16 protein-coding genes are annotated in these 21,687 nt (G+C 60.2%); 9 read left to right on the forward strand and 7 right to left on the reverse strand.

The annotated features are described in order from the left end of the window. Positions 1-257: 257 nt before the first annotated feature. The 5 genes from OHD62_RS31760 to OHD62_RS31780 form a co-directional block, all read right to left on the reverse strand. A complete protein-coding gene (locus OHD62_RS31760; RefSeq protein ID WP_263791180.1) occupies positions 258-590 on the reverse strand; it encodes a hypothetical protein in 333 nt (110 codons plus the stop codon). Positions 591-627: 37 nt separating this feature from the next. Further along, entirely contained in the window at positions 628-1,509 is an 882-nt protein-coding gene (locus tag OHD62_RS31765) for a dioxygenase (protein WP_263791182.1), read from the reverse strand. A 97-nt stretch (positions 1,510-1,606) separates the two neighbouring features. Next, on the reverse strand, positions 1,607-2,665 hold the full coding sequence (locus OHD62_RS31770; RefSeq protein ID WP_263791184.1) for a maleylacetate reductase: 1,059 nt from the start codon (positions 2,663-2,665) through the stop codon (positions 1,607-1,609). Between the two features lie 37 nt (positions 2,666-2,702). Next, positions 2,703-4,427, reverse strand: coding sequence for an FAD-dependent oxidoreductase (locus OHD62_RS31775; protein WP_263791186.1), 1,725 nt, complete (start codon positions 4,425-4,427; stop codon positions 2,703-2,705). Between the two features lie 68 nt (positions 4,428-4,495). Then, a complete protein-coding gene (locus OHD62_RS31780) occupies positions 4,496-4,909 on the reverse strand; it encodes a MarR family winged helix-turn-helix transcriptional regulator (RefSeq protein ID WP_412177447.1) in 414 nt (137 codons plus the stop codon). 436 nt (positions 4,910-5,345) lie between these two features. Between OHD62_RS31780 and OHD62_RS31785 the strand changes: the two genes are divergently transcribed. From OHD62_RS31785 to OHD62_RS31825, 9 genes are all read left to right on the forward strand, one after another. Beyond that, a complete protein-coding gene (locus OHD62_RS31785; RefSeq protein WP_263791189.1) occupies positions 5,346-6,761 on the forward strand; it encodes an aminomethyl transferase family protein in 1,416 nt (471 codons plus the stop codon). Between the two features lie 509 nt (positions 6,762-7,270). Next, on the forward strand, positions 7,271-8,434 hold the full coding sequence (locus OHD62_RS31790) for an ABC transporter substrate-binding protein (protein ID WP_263791191.1): 1,164 nt from the start codon (positions 7,271-7,273) through the stop codon (positions 8,432-8,434). Positions 8,435-8,512: 78 nt separating this feature from the next. After that, positions 8,513-9,376: a branched-chain amino acid ABC transporter permease gene (locus OHD62_RS31795; RefSeq protein ID WP_263791195.1), complete on the forward strand. Its 864-nt coding sequence runs from the start codon at positions 8,513-8,515 to the stop codon at positions 9,374-9,376. After that, the gene (locus tag OHD62_RS31800) at positions 9,373-10,362 is read left to right on the forward strand and encodes a branched-chain amino acid ABC transporter permease (RefSeq protein WP_263791198.1); all 990 of its coding nucleotides are present in this window, start codon (positions 9,373-9,375) and stop codon (positions 10,360-10,362) included. The genes OHD62_RS31795 and OHD62_RS31800 overlap by 4 nt, the downstream gene beginning before the upstream one ends. Then, positions 10,359-11,108, forward strand: a complete 750-nt coding sequence (locus OHD62_RS31805; protein ID WP_263791199.1) for an ABC transporter ATP-binding protein — start codon at positions 10,359-10,361, stop codon at positions 11,106-11,108. Before OHD62_RS31800 ends, OHD62_RS31805 begins: the two co-directional genes overlap by 4 nt. Next, the gene (locus tag OHD62_RS31810; RefSeq protein ID WP_263791201.1) at positions 11,101-11,811 is read left to right on the forward strand and encodes an ABC transporter ATP-binding protein; all 711 of its coding nucleotides are present in this window, start codon (positions 11,101-11,103) and stop codon (positions 11,809-11,811) included. Before OHD62_RS31805 ends, OHD62_RS31810 begins: the two co-directional genes overlap by 8 nt. A 23-nt stretch (positions 11,812-11,834) precedes the next feature. Beyond that, complete coding sequence (locus OHD62_RS31815; RefSeq protein WP_263791202.1) at positions 11,835-13,064, forward strand: cytochrome P450; 1,230 nt, start codon at positions 11,835-11,837, stop codon at positions 13,062-13,064. Between the two features lie 678 nt (positions 13,065-13,742). Beyond that, the gene (locus OHD62_RS31820) at positions 13,743-14,570 is read left to right on the forward strand and encodes a cell envelope integrity EipB family protein (protein WP_263791204.1); all 828 of its coding nucleotides are present in this window, start codon (positions 13,743-13,745) and stop codon (positions 14,568-14,570) included. Between the two features lie 485 nt (positions 14,571-15,055). Then, positions 15,056-19,459: a Ulp1 family isopeptidase gene (locus OHD62_RS31825; RefSeq protein WP_263791205.1), complete on the forward strand. Its 4,404-nt coding sequence runs from the start codon at positions 15,056-15,058 to the stop codon at positions 19,457-19,459. Between the two features lie 227 nt (positions 19,460-19,686). Here OHD62_RS31825 and tnpC read toward each other — a convergent pair whose 3' ends face one another. Next, on the reverse strand, positions 19,687-21,213 hold the full coding sequence (tnpC, locus tag OHD62_RS31830; RefSeq protein WP_412177444.1) for an IS66 family transposase: 1,527 nt from the start codon (positions 21,211-21,213) through the stop codon (positions 19,687-19,689). Positions 21,214-21,261: 48 nt separating this feature from the next. Then, positions 21,262-21,618 carry an IS66 family insertion sequence element accessory protein TnpB gene (gene tnpB / locus OHD62_RS31835; RefSeq protein ID WP_263791208.1) on the reverse strand — a complete coding sequence of 119 codons (357 nt, stop codon included), beginning with the start codon at positions 21,616-21,618 and terminating at the stop codon, positions 21,262-21,264. Positions 21,619-21,687: the final 69 nt, after the last annotated feature.

Raw genomic sequence — 21,687 nt, forward strand, 5'->3', positions numbered from 1 at the left:
AAGGGGACCACGCGCCAAGCCTACTCATGACCTGGCTCCCGGTTCGTGAATCGAGTCCGCGAAACTTCTCCCCGGTACACGAAACTCTGCGCCGGTTCGCGAAACTCGTCGCACCGACATCAAGATAGAACGCACCCTGCTACATCAGGTAGTCGCATAACATGTATTATGGAACTGACTTTAATGTCGCAAAATCAATAGCTTAGGAACACCCAGTTTGAACATTCCACTGCGCTGATAAGCGAAAACCCGGAAATCTAACGCAGGGAAATGCTCGCAACAGGGTCAAGATTCAGGACACGTATCGCCACCCTGTGTTGTGAAATGCCGGTGATTGCGGCACGCAGCATATTGCAAACGGATAGAATCACATCTCGGGTCCGTTCCACCTTCTGCAACAGCTGGATTTCGACTGAGATCTGCGCTTGGTCGTTCAGCCCTCGGAAAGGAATGATTGCGAACTGACAAATGGATGCGTCGACCTCAAGCTCACGGCAGAGGATATCTCGCAGCGCCGGCAGCAACGCCTCAAGACTGTCGACTTCCTTTGTCCAAACGGCTTCCGCCACAAATATCTTGAGGTTGGGCATGGGCTGACTCCCTTTGTGCCAGAAATGATAGGCCTGCTTAGCGCGACGCCGCGTTGGCGTAGCGGTGGATCGGCGTCGGCTGTCGATCAACGAGCACGAAATCGAAGTTCGAGCGCCAGAGCGTCGGGCCACCCTCCACACGTTCAAAAGGCGCTACGAGCGTCTCCTTCACGCCGAACACCGTGTCGGAGTCCAGGTAAGGGTCGTCACCGACAAAGGTGTGGGTCACGAGCCTCTGGTAGCTGTGCGCGGTCACGAGGAAATGCATGTGGGCGGGGCGGCATGGATGCCGGCCGAGTTGGCCGAGCATCTGGCCGACCGGCCCGTCGTTGGGGATCGGATAGGAAACCGGCTTGATGCCGACGAACCTGTATGCACCGTCATGGCCGGTGACGAAGATGCCGCGATTGTTCCATCTGGGCTGGATGCCCGGCTGTTGGACGTCGTAGAAACCCTCAGCGTTGTCAGACCACACATCGACGTGAGCCCCCGCGACGGGATTGCCGTCGAGGTCGAGCACCCTGCCCTCATAGAGACAGCTCTCGCCCTTTCCGTCGAGGCTGATCGTGTCTCCCATCTTCCGTACGGGCGCGCCGGCGACGTGGAACGGTCCGAAGACGGTGCTCTCCGTCGCGCCCGCGGGCCGGCGATTGTTGATGGCATCCACCAGCATGGAGAAGCCCAACGTGTCGCTGAGCAGAATGAACTCCTGGCGCTCGCCGCTACACATCTGCCCGGTCCTGGTCAGGAAGTCGATGGCGGTCTCCCACTCGCCTTGGGTAAGCTGGGTTTCCTTGGCGAAGGCGTGGAGATGGCCGACCAGGCAGGCCATGATCTCGGCGAGCCGAGGGTTGACGCTCCTGACCATACGCTCGTTGACGGCCTCGACCGAACCGTCTTCGGAGAAAAGGCGCTGCATTTCGTTTCTCCCTCGTCATATCGCTGTCGGTATTTCGGGGCGGCTTTCGCGCGTGCCGTCGAGCTGTTGTCTGTGCAGATGTCGTGACACCGCCCGCCTATTGCGGGGGCTTTCCTTCCCATGCGCGTTGCAGCAATGCGCGGATGGCGTCGCGTTCGATTGGCCGCGGATTCCAGTAGGGGTTGCGCACGGCCAGGTCGGCGGCGCGGTCGAGATCACTCTCGGCAAGCCCGAGATCGCGCAGGGCGAGCGGTGCGCCCAGCGAGGCGGCGAAGTCGTGGAGGCCGCCGCTGACTGATCCGCCGAAGAGGTTGGCAATCGGTTTCAGCGCCTCGGCTGCAGCGGATGCGTTGTGTGCCACGGAGTGCGGCAGCAAGATCGCGTGCGTTTCCGCATGCGGCAGGTCGAAGCTGCCTCCCAGCGTGTGGCAGAGCTTGTGGTGCAATGCCATTCCGACGGTGCCGAGAACGGTGCCGCAGAGCCAGGATCCATAGAGCGCGAGCGAACGCGCCTCGCCATCGACTGGCTTTTCCACGATGCACGGCAACGCCTTTTTCAACGCGCGGATGCCTTCGACGGCCTGCCATGAAGAGATCGGATTGCGGTCCTGCGCATAAAGACCCTCTACCGCATGGGCCATGGCGTTCAGCCCGCTCGAAACACTCATGGCGACAGGCAGGCCGAGGGTCAGGTCGGGGTCGTAGATCACAGTTTCCGGCAGGATGCGGGGATCGCGCCTGGTTGTCTTGAGGCCTTCCTCGGTCTCTCCGAGAATGGGGGTGACCTCCGAGCCCGCATACGTGGTCGCGATCACGATCTGAGGCGTATCGTTGCGCCAGGCGATGGCTTTGCCGAGCCCGATCGTCGATCCGCCGCCGAACGAAACCACGCAGTCAGCGCGTTCGCCTTCGAACACCTCCAGGGCCTGCTCGGTGACGGAAACCGGCGTGTGCATCGCCGCGTCGGCGAAAACCCCGACCGCCGCCTCGCCCAATTGTCTGGCGAGCCTCTCAGCGTCCGTCTTCTGGGACGGGGTCGACAGAACGAGCGCCCGCTTGCAGCGCAGGCGCGCGACCTCGGCGGGAACCTGTGACACCGCGCCCCGTCCGAAGACCACGCGTGCCGGATTGAGCGTAAGGGCAAAGGCTTCGATCATGGTGGCGGTGAATCCCAGAACTGGCAGCGCGGGCCAGCTATGCGTGCATACTATTCGTCGCTGCCGTATCCTGTGCGCCGTCATTGGCGATTTTCTGAAGGCCGGACATCCTGCGCCCGAGCACGGTGTCGATCGTGCATTGCGCATCCGCGTCGCGTGTCCCACGCCACGCCACGACCTGATCCGGGCGGATAAGCACCAACGGCGCTTCATACAAGCTTTCCACCTCAGCCGAGGCAATGTCGACTACGGTCAGGTCCATGCCAGCTTGGGCAGCCGCAGATGTAATGGCGTCCACCGCCGGGGGCGTCCTGCCCAAGCGCAGCAGCGTCCATTCGAAGCCGAGCAGATCGTAAAGCGAGGTCGACGCATCGATCCATATGTGGGGAGCGCGTCCGCCAGGCGCGGCTGTGGGTGCATAGACGTCCGGACGATCCTCGACCGGCAGCCTGTTCTCCGACAATATGATCGGAGACCCGTCGTACCGGGCGCCGAAGGTGATCCCCGGAATGTTGAACTCCGCCTTTCCGTGCCCAGCAAGATAATCGCCGGCTTCTCTTCGGAGAGCCTCACCTTGCGCCGTGTCGTCTTCAAGGCCGGACTTCGGCGTATAGAGGCCGATCGAATCGGCGAATTGCTTGGCAAAGCCCGTGTTGCGAACCGCATTGGGACGCCGCTCGATCTCATAGCTGTCGAGTATAGCCGGCGAGGCCACGCCCTTGATCGCCGCTGCCAGTTTCCATCCCAGATTGACCGCATCGTCGACGGCGGTGTTGTAGCCCAGTCCGCCCGCTGGCGTGAACAGATGGACGGCGTCTCCGCCGAGGAACACCCGTCCCCGCGAAAAGCTCTCGGCGACGAGCGCGTAGCCGGCGGTCCAGGTGCCGCGGGAAAGCACCTCGGCTTGCACGGGATGGCCGACGGCGGTCCGGAACATTTCGAGCGCCTGCTCGTCCGTGATGTCTTCTTCCTTCTCGCCTTCGCGAAGCTGCGTGTGAAACGCGAATTCGCCTCGGCCGTCCACCGCGGCCATGAAGGCGCGCCGCTGGTTGTTGAAAGTCACGTTCATCCAAGCCGGCGCGAAGGGCACGACCTCGTAGAATTGCCGACAGCGCAGATAGATCGCGAACATGCGTCCGCCGAAGAAATCTCGCACCGCCCCCGCATCGCCCTTGTAGGCGATACCGAGTTGTCTGCGCACGAAGCTGCGGGCGCCATCGCCGCCGACAAGATACTTGGCCCGCACGGTACGGCGAGAGGCGGTCTGGACTTCCTGCGCCGTGACCGACACGCCGTCCTGAGAGTCGATGAACTCGCTTACGCGCCAGCCATAGTTGATCGAGACGCCGGGCTGGGCTTCGGCATGCTTTCGTAACACCTGCTCGACATACTTCTGCGACACGCGATGCGGCAACTCGGCCGCACTCCAGGAGCCCGAAAGAGAAGACACCCTCTCGCGCGCCTCCCGGGCGGACGGAAGGCGGAAGCGTCCAAGCTCGTGTCCAGCGTAGCGCGTGAAATAAGCGACGTCGGTCGGAAAATCGTCCGGCAGGCCAAGAGCACGGACCTCCTCGGCGAACCCTAGACGCCGATAGTGCTCCATCGTGCGGGCCTGGGTCGCGTTTGCCTGGGGATTGAATGCGGTCGAAGGCTTCTCATCAAGCAGGATGACCGAGATTCCTCGCCGGCCGAGCTCGTTCGCAAGCATCAGGCCAAACGGCCCGCCACCCGAAATTGCAACATCGACCACGGCACCGTCCACCCACGTCCTCCCCAAATGCTCTGAAGATCACAGCATTTGGTAAGGAAACCAGACGATTTGTCAAGGCACTATTCTCGCTCGACGCCGCCCTCGCGCGCCTCGACATACTTTGCGAGCACTTCAACCATCAGGTCGACCATGGCAGGACCGAGCTCGGCGCGCATTTCACTTTCGGCAACCTCCAGGCTGCGATGAAATGCATCGAGCCAGGCTATCCCCTTGTCGGTGAAGCACACGAGCTTCGCGCGGCCATCCGTCGGATCAGGCCGCTTCTCGATCAGTCCCGTCCGCTCGACCTGATCGACCAGTTCGCTCATGGACTGCTTCGTCATCGACGCCCTGCGCGCCAGTTCGGTGAGTCGCGTCCCGTCCTCATCGAGATTTCGCGTAAGATTGATATGGGCGACGCTGAGCTCGTCGTGCCCATTCGATCGCAGATTCTCCACGATCTGCGCCTCGAACAATCTCACTGCCTCGTTCATACGACGGCCAATGTTGTTGCGCCGCCAGGAATTTCTAAGTCTCATGCCAATCGTCTCTCCTCCCACTCGGTCAGCTTATACATCCTTCTACCGCGCGCTACGCCGTGCTTTCGGCTTTTTCAATCTCTGCGGCCAGTGGATTGACACATCGGCTCCGGCGAATATATCGTCAGGTATCCGAACAATATAGGAAGGCGGTTGACGGCCGCCAAGGGAGGAGAGATGCGTCATCAAGAAGTTCGCGTAGCGAACTGGAGCCCTGCGCTCAGCAGCCGTCCAGCGACGCCGCTTGATTTCTTGCGGCATGGCATCGCTTCAGCTTGGCTTCGTCGATTGTCTCCCGATTTGCAAAATAGGGTTGGCTCGTGAGGTTAGCGGTTCCCTCCTCACTAGGGGTTGGCAAGGCGATATTTTACATCGAGCAGGATCAATCACGATGGTAAAGGCAAACGGCGAGAAGTCGCTGCAAACACTTATCGACGAGAAGCGGGATCTCGTCGAGTATTTCTACAATGATACCCTTGCCCCGCACTATCGAGCCAGGACGGGTCTTACGGCGGCGTACATCCCTCCTGAGTTCACGAATTGGCGCGACGAACAGCGTGCATGGCGGAAATCGGCGATCCTCTTCGATCAGTCGCATCATATGCCGGAAATGCTTCTGAAAGGTCCCGACGCTCTTCGGCTTCTCGAGAAGATCGGCATCAACAGCCTCGCGAATTTCTCGACGGACAGGGCAAAACAGCTGGTCGGCTGCACGCCTCGAGGCCACGTGATTGGCGACTGCGTCGTGTATCGACTTGAAGAGGAAACCTTCGAACTCATCAGCAGCATGCCGTTGCTGAATTGGGTTCAGTTCAATGCCGAAAAGGGCGGCTACGACGTCACTATCGAGCGTGACGACCCGACCCCATACAATCCAGCGGGAAAGCGCTGGTTCTATCGTTTCCAGCTGGAAGGTCCGAATGCAGGCAAGATATTCAACGACGCCGTTGAGGGCGATGCACCCGAGATTCCGTTCTTCCGCACGGCGAAAGTGAAAATTGGCGGCTGCAAAGTCCTTGTGCTGCGGCATGGCATGGCCGGACACCTCGGCGCGGAGTTGTCCGGGCCTTATGAAGAGATGGACAAGGTGCGCTCGGCACTCGTTGCCGCTGGCGAGAAGCACGGGCTGAAGCAGGGGGGTACCAAGACCTACTTCAGCACCATCTTCGAGTTCGGTTGGATGCCCTATCCCCTTCCAGGCATATATACCGGCGCCGAACTGAGGGATTACCGTGAATGGCTTTCCGGCAATGGCTGGGAAGCCAACGCGCAGCTCGGCGGCAGTTTCCTGTCAGACAACATTGAAGACTACTACGTCACACCATGGGACCTCGGATACGGTCACATAATCAAGTTCGATCATGATTTCATTGGACGCGCAGCGCTCGAAGCTCTGCCGGAAGGAAAGCGACGCAAGAAGGTCACTTTGGTCTGGAACAGGGAGGATGTGGCGAAGATCTTCGGGTCGCAGTTCGGTGACGGGCCGCGGTTCAAGGCACTCGACTTTCCAGTTGCCTACTACGGTTGGCCGCAATTCGACGAGGTCAGGGCGCCGGACGGCTCCTTGGTTGGGCATTCCTGTCATTGCGGTTACAGTGCGAACGAAGGCGAGATGCTGTCACTCGCGATGCTCGATACGGCTTGCGCGACGCCGGGCACCCAGATTGTCCTGACATGGGGCGAACCAGGCGGAGGCTCTCGCAAGCCGCATGTCGAGCGCCATGAGCAGCTCAAGGTTCGCGCGACCGTCGCCCCGGCCCCCTACGCGCAGTCCGTGCAAAAGCTGAAGCGAGCAGCCATTGGCTAGGTTTCGCGTCACCTCGCGCGACCCGTCTCGTAGACCATCCCCTCTTAGCCGGGGCGGTCGCCCAACTTACTGGCTCTGCCAAGAAGGGATCCGAGTGGACTCTCAACCCAGCTACCTTTTTGACCTTTCGCGCAAAGCTGCTGGGTTCGTCTGCCGCCGACCACTCGGAGCATCTGTCGAACAATCTTTCACCGGCGCCGCATAGCCGGTGCATCTGGCTGAAGCATTTCGTCAGTTTACATGACGAAATAAGGCTACAATCGCAATCTTTAGCGGGCCATCCAAATGGCAGCGGTCATAGCACTCGGTTCTCGGTAGCAGAAAATCTTGCGCGCCGTGTCGCTCCAATCGGATTTCACCTACGGCGACGGCCAATCGGCGAGGCTTCGCTGCTTGACAATTTAGTCAAGAATCCTTACTAAAATATGAGGGAGAGACATCAGGTTTCACAAGGTAAACCGGCCGGGCTTAGCACTGTGAGACGCCGGCAATCCAAGGGAGGGAATACGATGAAGAGACTTTGTGCGGGCCTGCTTGCAACCGCGATCGCAACGTTCGCGCTTGGAGGCGCGGCGCTCGCGGAAACCATCAAGGTGGGTGTGATCGCAACATTCTCAGGCCCGAACGCCATCTGGGGCAAGCAGTTCAAGGAAGCTATTCAAGTCTATGTCGCGCAGCATGGCAACGAGGTGAACGGCAATACGATCGAGTTCATCTACAAGGACGTCGGCGGTCCGAACCCGGATGCGAGCAAAGCAGCCGCTCAGGAACTGCTCATACGCGACGGGGTGAAGTATCTGGCCGGTTTCGATTTTACCCCGAACGCGCTCGCCGTCGCTCCGCTGATCAATCAGGCCAAGGTTCCGGCGATCATATTCAATGCGGCAACCTCTGCGATCAACAAGCAGTCGAAATACTTCGTTCGCACCAGCTTTACCTTATGGCAGGTGGCAGTACCGGCTGCGCAGTGGGCCGCCAAGAACGGCGCCAAGAAGGTAGTCACCGCCGTTTCGGACTACAATCCAGGCATCGACGCCGAGACCGCCTTTGGCAGCGCTTTCGAACAGCAGGGCGGGACGATCGTTGAGAAAATCCGTATGCCTTTGCAGACGAACGATTTCGCTCCTTTCATGCAGCGCATCAAGAATTCCGGGGCTGATACGGTTTTCGCCTTCCTCCCTGCCGGACCCGCCACGTTCGCCTTCACGAAGGCCTATAGTGAGAATGGACTGAAGGAAGCTGGCATTGGCTTTATTGGGACCGGTGAGACTGACGAGACGACCATCGACTCCCTCGGCGAACAGGCAGTCGGACTGACTACGGCCTATCACTATTCGGATGCCCACACCTCGGACCTGAACCGGGCGTTTACGGCCAAGCTCGCCGAGCTTTTTCCAAAGTCTAGGGCCAATATGGCTTCGATGGGCGCTTATGACGGTGCGCACTTGATCTATAAGATGATTGAGCTAGCCGGAACGGATGGCGACAAGGCTATCGAAGCCGCGAAGGGCTTGTCGTGGGAAAGCCCACGCGGCCCGGTGAGCATAGATCCAACATCGCGCCATGTCGTCCAGAATGTCTATATCCGCCGTGTGGAGCGCGATGGAGGACGCCTGGTGAACCGCGAATTCGATCTCGTGAAAAGCGTTCCCGACCTCGGGTTCGATCGCTGATACATCCTGGCATAGTGGGTGTCCGAGCCCACCATGCCGCATTGCTGAAAACCTCTGTTTCTAGATCGGTGTTAGCTGATGACGGTCGCCCTCAGCATAGTTGTCGACGGCATCGCCTATGGCATGATCCTGTTCATGATTTCCGTCGGCTTGTCAGTGACGATGGGCTTGATGCGGATCGTCAATCTCGCCCATGGCGGCTTTGCCATGCTTGGCGGCGCGTGCGCGCACGTGCTGACCATGCGATATGGGGTGCCGTTCGTCCCGGCCCTCGCCGCCTCTGTGATTGCCGTGATCGTGATTGCGATCCCCCTCGAGCGGCTGGTCTACCGTCACATCTATCGCTTCAGCGAACTCGAACAGGTTCTTGCAACGATCGGGATCGTCTTCGTGATGATCGCCACCGTCAATCTCTTCCTCGGCTCCACCCTTCTACCGATCCGGATGCCGCCGGAAGTAAGCATTCCGATTAATCTCGGCTTCAAGGTGCTCCCGCTACATAGACTCATCGTCATCGTCGTCGGGCTTCTGATGGTGACGGGGTTATACCTGCTCGTGGAACGCACCCGGTTCGGCATCTTTCTGCGCGCGGCAGTCGACAACCAGAACACTGCGGCATCACTCGGGATCGATACCCCCAAAGTGTATCTGGCCGCCTTCGCTCTTGGTGCGGGGCTGGCGGCAGTCGGCGGAATTCTCGGCGCCGAGTTGCTACCTATCGAGGCATACTATCCTCTGCGATACATGGTCCTCTTTCTCATCGTCGTGACAGTCGGCGGTATGGGGAGCATTGTCGGATCGTTCATCGCGGCTTTGGGCCTCGGCATCCTCGATACAGCCGGCAGATACCTGCTTCCCGATGTTGGGACAATTTTCTTCTTCCTTGCGATCATAGCGCTTCTGGCCCTGCGCCCGAACGGTCTTCTGGTCAGACCATCATGATCCTGATTTCTACAATCGATATCGTGCGCACGTCGCTGGGTGGCACCGGCAAGCTCCTGCCCGTTGCCATCCTGATCATCTGTGCTTTCGCCGCCTTTTGGCTGTTTCCGTACGATCTGGGGTTCTTGACCCAGATGCTGATCATGATGGTTTTCGTGGTCTCTTTCGACCTGATCCTCGGTTATGCGGGTGTCGCGACGCTGGGTCATGCGGCAATGTACGGGTGTGGGGCTTATGCTGCCGGGCTCTTTGCGATCCACGCGTCACCCGATCCACTGCTTGGACTTGCCGTCGGCGCGGTGATCGGAGCCCTGATCGCGTTCTTTTCCGGCCTGCTATTGATGCGCGCGCATGGGCTGTCGCTGTTGATGCTGTCGATCGCGATCACAATGGTGTTGCAGGAGATCGCCTCGAAGGCGCGTGATGTCACCGGCGGCGCTGACGGACTATCCGGCATATCCATGACGCCGATCCTGGGGGTCTTCGAGTTTGATTTCATCGGGAAGACAGCGTTCTGGTACGCGTTCAGTGTCCTGTTTATCATCTTGGTGGTCCTGCGTGTCCTTGTTGCATCTCCCTTCGGTCTCGCCCTGCGAGGCATCAAGGACAGTCCTAGCCGAATGCGTGCAATCGGCACACCGGTCTATTGGCGCAAGGTGACGGCCTATGTGATTGGGGGAACGATCGCAGGGATCGCCGGCGCCCTGTCTGCCCAAATCACCAGCCTGGTCAGCGTGGAAGCGTTCAATTTCGCGCTATCCGCGGATGTCATGGTGATGCTGATTCTTGGAGGTGCCGGTCGCCTCTATGGTGCGTTGATCGGGACGCTTGTGTTCATGACGGTTCGTCATGTCGCAGCCAGCATCGACCCTTTCAACTGGCTGTTCGTCATCGGCTTCATGCTTCTGGCAGTCGTCTTCTTCCTGCCTGATGGTCTTATCTCGCTGCCTAGGCGGGTGGCGGGCATGATCGGGGCGCGCAAATGACATCGGGCCTCAGGATCAGAAACCTCTCGAAGAATTTCGGCGGACTGCAGGTCGCGAGGAACATCACGCTCGACATTCCCACAGGAGCTCGCGCTGCACTGATTGGCCCCAACGGGGCTGGAAAGACAACCTTTGCAAACCTGATCATTGGAGCCCTTCAGCCTTCATCAGGCTCCATTCATCTTGACGGCAAGGATATCAGTCAGCTTGCCGAGGCTGCCCGCGTAAGAGCAGGCATCGCAAAGACCTTCCAGATCACCAACCTGTTCAAGGACCTGTCCGTTCGGGACAACATCCGCCTGCCCATCCTCGAGCGAGAGCACAGGACGTTTCGCTTTCTGGAACGCCACGATGGCGATGCGGCCATCGAGGCCGAGGTCGAAGAGCTTCTGGCTGACTTCCGGTTGCTCCCTCTGGCCAACCGCCTCGTTCGCAGCCTCGCCTACGGACAGCAGAGGTTGGTCGAACTTGCTTTGACTCTTTCGCTAAAGCCCAGGATCCTGATACTCGACGAACCCGCCGCAGGGGTTCCGTCATCCGACAGTCATCTGATCGTCGATGCAATCAAGCGGTTGCCGACCGATCTCTCGGTCTTGATCATCGAACACGACATGAAACTGGTGTTCGAAGTTGCAAGCAGGATCATCGTCCTCGTTAACGGCGCGGTTCTCGTTGAGGGCACGCCTGAAGAGATCAGCCGCGACTTGCGCGTGCGCGAGTTGTACCTCGGAGCGGGCCATGGCTGAAACACTTTTGGAACTCGAGAATGTCGTCGCGGGCTATAGCGAGACCCATATCCTGCGAAATCTCTCTCTGAAGGTTGTGCAAGGGGAGCGACTCGCGATCATCGGGCGAAATGGCGTCGGAAAGACCACGACGCTCAACACGGTGATGGGTCTGACGCGGCAGCATTCGGGAGCGATCCGACTCAAGGGACAGCCAATTGACCGGCTCCCGCCTCATAAGCGATCCCGCCTCGGCCTCGGCCTCGTTCCGCAGACGCGGGACATCTTCCCTTCTCTTACCGTGGAAGAGAACCTGCAGGCCGGCGTGCGCAACGGCGCAAGCATCGAGGAGGCCTATGACCTCTTCCCTCGGCTCAAGGAGCGCCGGCGAAACGGCGGTCGCCAACTTTCCGGCGGCGAACAGCAAATGCTGGCCGTCGCCAGAACGCTGATGGGGAAGCCGGACATCATCCTGCTCGACGAACCGCTGGAGGGCTTGGCTCCGGTCATATGTGAGAGGCTGGTCGCAGTGTTTCAGGAGCTTTCGAGGCGTGGGCATACCATTGTGCTCGTCGAGCAGCATACAGCCATCGCGCTCGATTTCGCCGAGCGCGTGATCATCATCGAACAGGGGGGCATCGTGTTCGAGGGCGCCGCGTCGGAGCTCAAGTCCAACAAGGAGTTTCTTGATCGCCACGTCGGCATCGCAGCTCCGCATCACTGACACGACCAATCGGGAGCCGTGGTATGCAACTGGTAGCGGATCATATCCCCACGAAGATCTCGGCCGATATTCCTGTGTGGGACATCGATCCGTACGATGCGGAGATTCTCCGTAACCCGGCATCCTATTATGTCGAACTGAGAAAGCGTGGTCCGTTCGTCCACATTCCCCGGTATGCCATTCTCGCTTGCGGTCGCTTCAATGAGACTAGGGAAGTTTTCTCCGACTGGCAGCGCTTCGTTTCCTCCCGAGGAGTTGGCCTCACGGATTTCCAAGTCGCTCCGTCCTGGCGCAAGCCATCCATCGTATTGGAGGTGGAACCGCCCTATCACACAAGGACGCGAACAGTCATTTCACGCGCCCTGTCTCCCCGTGCGGTGAGTGTGCTCAAGGATGCTTTCGCCGAGAGGGCAAACGCGCTGGTCGACGAACTGGTCGAGCGCGGCGAGTTCGATTTGGTTCCGGATCTGGCTGAGGCATTTCCCGTAAGTGTGTTTCCTGCGGCCGTCGGGCTTCAAGAAATCGACACGCGCGCGCTGGTTGATTTCGGTGCGTTCGGCTTCAACGCTTTGGGTCCTGATAACGCCTTGCGCCGCGCTGCGCTGGAACGGGGACCCCAAATCATGCCCTGGATCATGAAGCACTGCAAACGCGAAGCGTTGGCTCCGGGGGGCTTCGGCGAAACCATCTACGCGGCAGCCGATGCCGGCGAGCTGACCGAGGACGAAGCTGCAATGCTCGTGCGGTCGCTGCTGTCGGCGGGCGTCGACACGACCGTGACCGGCATTGGCAACGCGGTATGGTGCCTTGCATCGAATCCGGGCGAGTTCGAAAAGCTCAAGAGGGATCCCAAGCTTGCCCGACCAGCCTTCGAGGAGGCGCTGAGGTATACGTCGCCGGTCCATTCGTTTTGCAGGACGGCCAGTGTCGACACCACCGTGGGCGGCGTCGAAATACCCCAAGATACCAAAATCCTCTGTGTTCTCGGCGCGGCCAATCTTGATGAAGATCAGTGGCCGGAAGCCAGGCACTACAAGGTCGACAGACGACCTGTCGGTCATCTCGCATTTGGTGTGGGGATCCATGGCTGTGTTGGCCAGAACATTGCCCGAGCGGAAGCAGAGGCAGTCCTGACCGCGATCGCAAGCAAGGTCGGATTAATCGAGCTCGTTAGCGAACCTGTCTGGCGCCCCAACAATGCGATCCATGCGCTCGACAGCATGCGCGTGCGCTTTACGCTACGCAATAGCTAGGAGTGCTGGCACCGTGGTTTCAGTAAGCTGCCGCGCACCGGACGGTCGTGTTGCAAAGATCGACCGAAGGCGGATGTGGCACTCGATGTTGGCCCTTGAGCGTGGCGCGCCCTTCAATAGCCGGCTGCCATTCCTGCTTCTCAGCCTTCGAGGCGAACAAGGAGGGGTTGCCGCGCACTGCGTCGATGACTTCGGAGTTCGCTGCGAGTCGATCGAGCACGGCACGGATGACGGTCGGACGCTTCGACGATTGAATCGATCTTCATGGCGTTCGCGGCCGTATGAAGATCCTGATACATCCGCACAAAGCGGTCCGACGGTCCGACACTTTGTGCCATTGCTGCTTCACTACGTTTCGCGAGTTCCCCCTCACGATTTCGGTGACCGATCGCACCGACTGCGCCACGCCACGCGGCAGTGGTTCGGCCACCATTGCGGATGCGTTGGCGGTGGGAGCACGCTTCAGGATTGACGACTAGGAACCTATTAGGGCCGCTGCCCATGTTGAGAGGGTTTGTCGCTTTCGCGACACGGTGATGTTCGGTCGGCGTGCCCACACACGCTCAGTTACGCCATTGAATAATATGTAGCACAGTTTCTGAGGTTCTTTCTGCGCGGTTGGCACGACTCTTGATGCTCTCGTTGCGCGACAGCAGGTTGCGCCAACTGGAGTTGCGAATGCGTATCCCGAGACGGCTCGTCCTTCCTATCATCGCCCTCTGTGTCTTTGTGCTTTCGGACACGGCCGCCGCGCGCTTTCTGCTACCTCATCGTGCCGTTTACGACATGACGCTGATCAAGGCTTCCGACAGATCAGGGATTGCTGACGTAACGGGTCGTATGATTTACGAGTTCCATGGCTCTGCCTGCCTAGATTATACAACCAATACCCGCATTGTGACGCGCATCGACTCGGTCACCACGAGTGGGCTGACCGACCAGCAAATGACGACCTTCGAGGCTGCCGACGGCAACACTTTCTCATTCATGACCAAGACCTATGTCGACCAGGCACTTCAGAAGGAGGTGCGCGGCACGGCGACACGCGAGGGCCAGAACGTCATGGTCAGGCTGGAGAAGCCGGAGCACAAGGATTTCGACATTGGCTCAACACAGTTTCCGACGCAGCATATGCTCGACATCATGAACCGTGCCGATGCCGGTGAGACCCTTTATGAGACTAGACTGTTCGACGGCGTCGGCGATGCCGACAAGGCTATGACCACGAGCGTCCTAATCGGGAAGAAGGCCGAGGCCGAGAAGAACGACCCTGAGGCGCCAGCTCTCGCCAAACTGGAAAAGGATCGCGCTTGGCCGATCGAAGTTGCCTATTTCGACGACAGCACGGAGGGCGGCGACGAACTTCCGCAAACTATAATCAACTTAAAGTTACATGAAAATGGGATCGCGCGTGACCTAGTGATGAACTATAGCAACTTCTCTCTTTCCGGCAAACTCGTCAAACTCGAGCTGTTGGATATGAAGTCGGGTATCTGCGACAAGTAGCAATGGCCCCCGGCCGCGGTGGCAGACTTCACCTCTTCAGCGGCTGGCGCAACTGCGCGCCCAAACCGGCCCGCCAAAAACGGGACTTTCAAATCGGAGGCCCGCGCTCTGGGGGTGGGGCAATTTCGGCTAACCCGCGAGCTCGTTTGCTCAACGAAAATTGACCGAGCTCGAGAAGGTACAAATCATAAACGGTCGCAAGGCGCGGCATCTCCGCCAATATCCGTCGGCCGAGATCGACGCGACCTTTAAGGACCATACTGCGAGCATGGAAATCCTCGTTTGCCCATCCGCGATAGACGTAGAGGCACCGGACCGCAGACTGTTCTCTTCGAGCGTTCGCTTTACAGACGGCGGGGATCGTCAGCTTCTCGACAGCTTGCCCGAGTAGTTTTGAGCCTCAGGTGACCTATAAGCGTGAGACAAGCGTGGACCTACCTAACTTCAATCCAACGGATCCGGCTTGGCGGGAGACGTTCGACGCCATGCAACGGCAGCAGGCGGCGCACGCCGGGCACAATGGCTTTGAGCAGCACTTGCTGCGCGAGGCGCGCCAAGCCGATGCCGCGCCGGTCGCACGGATCCATGCGCCTCGAGACCGCTTTTATCCTCGTCTGTCTGACAAAGACCGGAGCCTCATCGACGCGGCGATCAAGGCCGAGGTTGCGCGCCGGGATCTGAAAGGACAGACGTCCAGGGGTTATGCAGCCGCTCTTCGCAGATTAGCGGATGATCTCGGATCGCAAGGTAAGACGCTTTCTGCGCTCGATCACCAATCCTTGATTGCTTACGCTAAAAGTTTCTTTTCCCATGACGGGTCGATGGTGGCCGCGTTGACAGTGCTTCGTAAGCACCGCGACCCCGGCGCTCCTGCTGACGGACGTCAGCGTAATGACCCCCCTGTGGAAGACAAGAACCTCATCGAGCGGGTTGTCCAGGCGGCGGCTGCGGACCGGGGATGGCTACCGAGCACCGCCGAGCAGTATGATAGGACTCTTCGCAGATTGGCGACATCTCTCGGCCCTGGCCAAACGATTACTGCACTCGATCACAATTCCTTGGTCGCACATGTCAAGTCATTCGGGGGTCGGGATAAGGAGGCAATGGGAGCCGCGCTGACGGTGCTTCGTGAATATCGTGAGCCAGGTATTTTAGCGGATCGCAGGCCTCCACATCATGGTTCCTCTGGTGCCGACCCCGTCGCAGGGGTCCATGCGCCTCGAGACCGCTTTTATCCTCATCTGTCTGATGAAGACCGGAGCCTCATCGACGCGGCGATCAAGGCCGAGGTTGCGCGCCGGGATCTGAAAGGGCAAACGCCCAGGGGTTATACGGCGGCTCTTCGCAGATTAGGGAATGATCTCGGGTCGCAAGGCAAGTCGCTTTCTACACTCGATCACGAATCCTTGGTTGCTTACGCTAAAAGTTTCTTTTCCCGTGACGGATCAATTGTGGCGGCGTTGATGTTGCTTCGTAAGCATCGCGACCCCAGTGCTCCTGCTGACGGACGTCCACGCAATGAACCCCCTGTGGAAGACAAGAACCTCATCGAGCAGGCTGTCCAGGCGGCGGCTGCCCGACGGGGATGGCTACCGAGCACCGCCGAGGAGTATGATAGGACCCTTCGCAGATTGGCGAAATCTCTCGGCCCTGGCCAAACGATTACTACACTCGATCCCGATTCCTTGGTCGCACATGTCACGTCATTCGGGGATCGGGATAAGCTGGCAATGGGAGCGCTGACGGTGCTTCAAGAATATCGTGGGCGCGGTACTTTAGCTGATCGCAGGCCTCCCTCCATGGAAGGCGAGCGCCTCATCGATGATGTGGCTCGTGTCGGCGGACACCCCGAGACGACACCCGCCACCGGGTTGAATATCATTCGTGATTGCCGCAGCAGCATCTGGGAGGGCCCTTTCGGGGCGGACGGCTCTCGGCAGGCGGAGGAACAGGCCGTCCAGTCGCCAGTGCTGTCTGTCAATCCAGAGGAGCTTCGGCGACTGTTGGACGATCAATCCGCCCAGTCGCCGTCAAATTTCAATTCGGCGGAGCTTTGGGAGGGGGCGGATCAAGCTGGTCAGCTGCCAGCCGACAGTTGGGGCACGGTGAACTTTTGGCAAGGTGTGCCCTCACCTCCCTATTCGCCGGCAGGCGCTGTTGATCAGCCAAGCCCAGCCCTCCCCTCGCCGGGGCTGGCTGTCAATCCAGAGGAGGTTCTGCGAGGGGCGGATCAGCCGGAGCAGTTGAGACCAGCGAAGAGGCAGAGGACGCTGAGCAATCCCCAAGGGGATGCCATTGAGCGGCAACTGAGCGCGATCGGCAATTCAGGCGGTCGCGTGCTGCAGGCCCCTATCCATCAACTGGCTTCGTCGTCAAGGGAAGCGCAGCCCATAATGCAGGGGAGCGGGCAAGATTACATACCAGCGCCGCACACCGGAGGTGGTGGGGCGATCTTAGGCGCCTCGGCGCTGCAGCCGGATCGTTCAACAACGGTTTGCGTAGGTGGCGACAAGCGTCCTCTTTATTCCGAAGATGCGTCCCTCATGGAGGGTCTCAGGGCGGCACTCATCGCCCGTGGGGCCAAGGACGGCACCGCCACGCGCCATGTGAATTGTCTTCTCAACTTCAGTCGTTGGCTCGTTGAAAACGACAAGCAGGGCATTGCTCCTCGGCTTCACGACAAGTCGCTGGACGACGACGTCAAGGAGCTCGAAAGAAACGGGGGGTCGTCGTCCATCGTTCCGGCTCTCAAGTATCTGAAGACATACCAGGCGGGCGCACCCGCGCCAACGATAGGACGTACTGTCCTGAATCCTTATCCCGACGACGCGGCCCTCATCAAAGAGTACAAATCAGCAGCGCCTGCGAGCGGGCTCAGTCCAGATAGCGCCAGTAACTATGCAAGTGCCCTTGGCAGTTTCGGTCACTACCTGCGTCAAAACAACATGCCGGGCATTGCTGCTCGGCTTCATGACAAGTCGCTGGATGAAGATGTCAATCGCTATCCCGGTAGTTACAAACGGGTCGTATTCGCTCTGGCTCACCTTCGCAAGTCACTGCCGCGCAGCGAAGCGTTGGAACCTGAGCGCCAGATTGCCCCCGTGCCGCGCGCTGCCGGATCTCCAGTGGCCCTCCCCGGGGAAGGTTACGATCAGGATCAACTTTGGGAGATGCTGGAAGAAGCTGGCCCACCGTCTTCCCTCGCGCCAACCGCGCGCCATTCCCAGGCCCCGGATTTCGGAGAGGCCGTTCGTCACTTGAACTGGCGCCACGCCCACCAGCGCGCGCCAGACGAGTTGATCGCTGCGCTGGACAGGAGCAACCTCATGCCGAACCAGGAGGTTCAACTGACCAGCTTTTTGATTGATGGCGAGCGCTACACGGCGGGTTGGTTGCCGCTAGGGGGTAGGCCGAGAACCCCACTCAATCCGCGAGGCGTTGCCATTCGCCTCAGATATCGACCGGAAGCCGCTCCGCTGCCCAACTCGCGGCCGGGGAATCCCACCTGGCCACAGCTGTTCGACCGGACGATGGAACCACCCAGGGCGGTTTCCGCAAGGGCTGAGGGGGCGGCAGGACTGAATGACGTTCAGCTCGTCCATCACGCCGAAGTTGGGCCGATGAGTGAAGCTGCGTCAGCGGCCACGCCGAGGGCTCCGTCGGACATCTACGGCGGCCTGGACTCTCTGGTTCATTTGCCGGTCACTCCGCAGGAGCTGCGGGATGATGCCCACTATGCGCCGGGGTTCCCGCGCCTACCATCCGACGTTCAGCTCGTCCATGGGCCGATGAGTGAAGCTGCGTCAGCGGCAACGCCGAGGGCTCCGTCGGACATCTACGGCGGCCTTGACTCTCTGGTTCATTTGCCGGTCACTCCGCAGGAGCTGCGGGATGATGCCCACTATGCGCCGGGGCTCCCGCGCCTACCATCCGACGTTCAGCTCGTCCATGGGCCGATGAGTGAAGCTGCGTCCGCGGCAACGCCGAGGGCTCCGTCGGACATCTACGGCGGCCTTGACTCTCTGGTTCATTTGCCGGTCACTCCGCAGGAGCTGCGGGATGATGCTCACTATGCGCCGGGGCTCCCGCGCCCCCCATCCGACGTTCAGCTCGTCCATGGGCCGATGAGTGAAGCTGCGTCAGCGGCAACGCCGAGGGCTCCGTCGGACATCTACGGCGGCCTTGACTCGCTGGTTCATTTGCCGGTCACTCCGCAGGAGCTGCGGGATGATGCTCACTATGCGCCGGAGCTCCCGCGCCCACCGTCCGACGCTCAGGTCGGAGCTTTGCATCCGGCAGCCTCGCTCCATGATGGCGGCTGGCTGGAGCTCGGCGCCAGTGAGTGGCTGGCCGACAAGCATATCTTGGCGGATTACGCGCTCCTGGCACAGGATCTGCAGAGGGACAATCCTGATCTCGCCGCGCGGACGCGGCTCGTGGATCCCCTCGTAGCCCTTTATCATCTGCGCTTGGGCGCCGAAATCCTCGCGCTACGCGCATTCCAGCGCATAGTCCATGATCAGAGGGGTAACGATACAGCTGACTTCCTGTTTATGCCAGTAAGCAATGCCCAACCTGATCGCCCCGGCGACCACTGGTCGCTGTTGCTCGTCGACCGCCGTGTGCGGGAAAGCCCTGTCGCCTATCACTACGACTCCGCCCGCGGGTACAATGACCAGCCCGCAGCAGAGTTCGCAGCAAGGCTGGGTGCTCGCCTCGAGCCAGCCCGCATGGCCCAGCAGCCGAACAGCTATGATTGCGGCGTCTTTATGGTCGACGGCACGCGGGCTCTGGTTAGACGATTGGCGCAAGGATACCAGCCAGCCGTGCTGCACCTCGACAATCTCGTCGCCGACCGGCAGGCACTCCAGAACCGACTCAGGGGCTGACGTCGGTTTCTGCCCATGGATATGGCCGGAGGAAGCGACCGCGCATGGTATCACACCTGCGAGCCGTTCCGAGAAATGGAGTCGTAAATCCGATCCAAAATCCGTGCTCTTGGAGGGGAGCCGCTTCCGTTGAGAAAAGACCGGATTTTATCGCAAACTTTTGGCAAAGGTCTCAAAAAAGCTGTCGCTAGTCTCTCCGGCTCCCTGTCAAGGCGTAACCGCTGTTCTCAGGCCACGGCCTTGAGCGGCATAGGTCTGTAGGCCCAAGGCAGCAGATCGTCGATCTGGCTTTGTGGATGGCCGGCGACGATCCGGGCGATCACGTCAGCGAGGTAGGTGTGAGGCTCGACGCCGTTGAGCTTGCATGTCTCGATCAGCGAAGCGATCGTTGCCCAATGCTCGGCGCCGCCGTCGGAGCCGGCGAAGAGCGCATTCTTGCGGTTCAGCGCAATGGGACGGATGGCGCGCTCGACGACGTTGGAGTCGATCTCGATCGTACCGTTGTCGAGGAATCGTGTCAGACCTTGCCAGCGCGAGAGCGCGTAGCGGATAGCTTCCGCCAGCTTGGTCTTCTGGCTGATAAGGGTGAGTTGCTGTCCAAGCCACGGCTCAAGGGCATTGATGACGGGACGGCTTTTCTCCTGCCGGACGGCGCGGCGTTCGTCGGCGGAACGACCGCGGATATCGCTCTCAACGTGGTAGAGTTGGGCGATGCGGGCGAGCGCCTCCGTCGCGATCGGCGCGGGGCCGGACTGCGCGAGCTCATAGAAGCGACGCACGTGCGACCAGCAAAAGGCCAAGCTCACGGCGTTGCGTTCGGCCAGTGCCTTGTAGCCCGCGTATCCGTCGACCTGCAGGGTTCCGACAAAGCCCTGAAGATGCCGGATCGGCTGTTCGGCCTTGCGGTCCGGAGCGTAGAGATAGGCGACGCCGGGTAGGTCCATTCCGCCCCAAGGTCGGTCGTCTCGGGCATAGGCGAACAACTGCCCCGTTTTGGTCCGCCCCCGGCCCGGATCAAGCACAGGCGCAGTGGTCTCGTCCGCGAAGAGCTTGTCTGAAGCCTTCAGCCGCTCGAACAGCCGCTCATGCACAGGGCGAAGCAGGAAAGCTGCCTTGCCCACCCAGTCGGCGAGTGTCGAACGGTCGAGATTGACGCCCTGGCGGGCGTAGATCTGGGCCTGACGATATAGGGGAAGGTGGTCGGCATACTTCGACACCAGAACATGAGCCACCGTGGCCTCTGTAGGAATGCCGCCTTCGACGAGACGTGCCGGCGCTGGCGCCTGCACGACCACCTCTTCGCAGGCCCGACACGCATACTTCGGTCGACGGGTGACAATCACACGGAACTGGGCGGGCACGATGTCGAGACGCTCGGAGACGTCCTCGCCCATAACATGCAGCTGGCCTTGGCAGCACGGGCAGATCTTGTCGGCGATGTCGATTACCTGCTCGACGCGCGACAGATGGGTGGGCAACGAGCCGCGGTTGGCGCGACGCTTACGAGCCCTGGCATCACGCTTTGAGGGGTCCGCGGCTTCCGCGCTGGCGAAGCCCTCCGCCTCTACCTGCTCGGCTTCCTCCAGCCCCAAAAGCAGCTGGTCCTCAGGCAGGCTCTCCGCCCTTCGCCCGAAGCGATAGCGCTGCAACTCCTTGATGATTTGGCGGAGCCTCTCATTCTCCGCGCGCGCGGCCAGAAGCATCGCCTGAAGCGCTTGAGGATCGTCGGGTAGGGCAGCGGCCGCGTCAGTCACGAAGCGGATTCAAGCATGGATTCCAGTGATTTGGCAATAATGCGATGGTCAGCTCGCCGTCGTTGGAACACGCATCTCGCGCGTCTCGTGCACCCGCCGCCAGTCGAGGCCTTCCAGGAGTGCCTGCAACTGTGCCGCCGTCAGTCGCACGACACCATCGGTAATGCCCGGCCAGCAGAACTTGCCATCCTCCAGCCGCTTGGCGAACAAGCATACGCCCGTGCCGTCGAAGTAGACGAGCTTGATGCGGTCGGCCCGCTTGGCCCGGAACACGTAGACCGCGCCCGAGAACGGATCCGCGCCCATAGCCTCGCGCACGAGCGCTGCCAGACCTTCCGCTCCCTTGCGGAAGTCGACCGGCTTCGTCGCCACCATGACCTTGACCGCTCCCGTTGGCCCGATCACGACGTTGCCCTCAGCGCACGGATCACCGCTGCAACCGTCTTCGAATCCGCCCCACGACCCACCCGCATT

This window comes from Mesorhizobium sp. YC-39 (genome assembly GCF_025753795.1).
Classification (GTDB): Bacteria; Pseudomonadota; Alphaproteobacteria; order Rhizobiales; family Rhizobiaceae; genus Mesorhizobium.